The organism is Microbacterium sp. P2_F9 (genome assembly GCF_056403635.1).
In genome coordinates this window covers 1-1,372 of record NZ_JBFUFC010000393.1, presented here as the reverse complement: position 1 = coordinate 1,372, position 1,372 = coordinate 1, and the positions used below count along the sequence as shown (strand labels likewise).

General features: G+C 70.6%; 1 protein-coding gene. It reads left to right on the top strand.

What is annotated here, in order from left to right:
* A partial coding sequence (locus tag AC1DVT_RS20280; RefSeq protein WP_477391202.1) for a hypothetical protein occupies positions 1-1,361 on the top strand: 1,361 nt, incomplete at its 5' end.
* Between the last annotated feature and the right edge of the window lie 11 nt (positions 1,362-1,372).

Here is a 1,372-nt window from a genome sequence, read left to right as displayed (position 1 = left end):
CGGATCCGCCGACCCCCGTCACGGATCCGCCGACCCCTGTCACGGATCCGCCGACCGCCGTCACGGATCCGCCGACCCCCGTCACGGATCCGCCGACCCCCGTTGCGGACTCGCCCGCGGCCGTCACGGATCCGCGGGCCGCCGTCGCCGACCCCGTAGAGCCGGCCGATGTGGTGGTTGCTCCCGCGGGCGCGACGCCGGAGGAGGTCTTCGCCGAGTCGCCCGATGGGCCGACGGTCACCTTGTTCGCGGCCGAAGAACCTGCGGCGACGCTGCCCGAGCCGGGTGACCCKTGCTACCCCGCCGTGTGCATCGACAACGGCACCGTGCTGCTCGCGGTGAACCCGACCGGCGAGCTCAACACCGATGACGCGACCGGTTCGCCCGCTGGGCCCGGCGACGCGGGGCTGGGCTACCTCCCGACCAACAACGATTCGACATCGCCCGGCTGCGTCTGCGAGGGCTGGGGTGTCGCCGACCCGGCAACGGGAGTCTGGGGCGGCGCGAACCTCGCCGAACTCGGCACCGGCGGCGAGAATCTGGTTCTGGAGTCGTTCGAGTGGACCGGTTCGACCGCGAAGTCGGTGGTGCTCGTGACCGATGAGGCGGAGGCGCCGTACTTCCGGGTGACCCACGAGTACATCCCGTCCGCCGACACGCCCAACCTCTACCAGGTGAACGTCACGATCGAGAACCTGTCGGGCGAGCCCATCGCCACGGTGCAGTATCGCCGCGTGATGGACTGGGACGTTGAGCCGACCGCGTTCGACGAGTTCGTGACGATCGATGGTGGCACTGCCAGCGCCCTCACGTACACGAGCGACGACGGCTTCGCCTCGCCGAACCCGCTGGAGGGTCCGTCGGAGATCCTCTTCCACGGAAACGCGGTCGACTCCGGGCCGGACGATCACGGTGCGCTGTTCGACTTCTCGTTCGGCGGGCTCGCGCCCGGCGCATCATTGTCGTTCATCATCTTCTATGGGGCGGCCGAATCCGAGGCCGGAGCCCAGGCCGCGCTCGCCGCGGTCGGAGCCGAGGCGTATTCCTTCGGGGAGACATCGGACGACCCGGAGCACGGGACGCCGAACACGTTCATCTTCGCGTTCGGTCATGTCGGCGGGTCGGCGATCTTCCCGTCGCCGACCGCGGCGCCCGCAGTGCCGGCCGTGTCCGCTGTCGTGGCGCCGGCTGTTGTCACCGCGGTCGTGGCGCCCCCGGCGGCTGCCACGCTCGCGGCGACGGGCATGTCCTCGTCGAAGCATGACGGGCTGGGCTCGCTCGGTCTCGCTGGACTGCTGATCGCGGGCTTCGGGGGTGTGCTGATCGCGGTTCGCGTCGTCGTCGCGCGCGCACACCGATAGCCGCTCGGAGA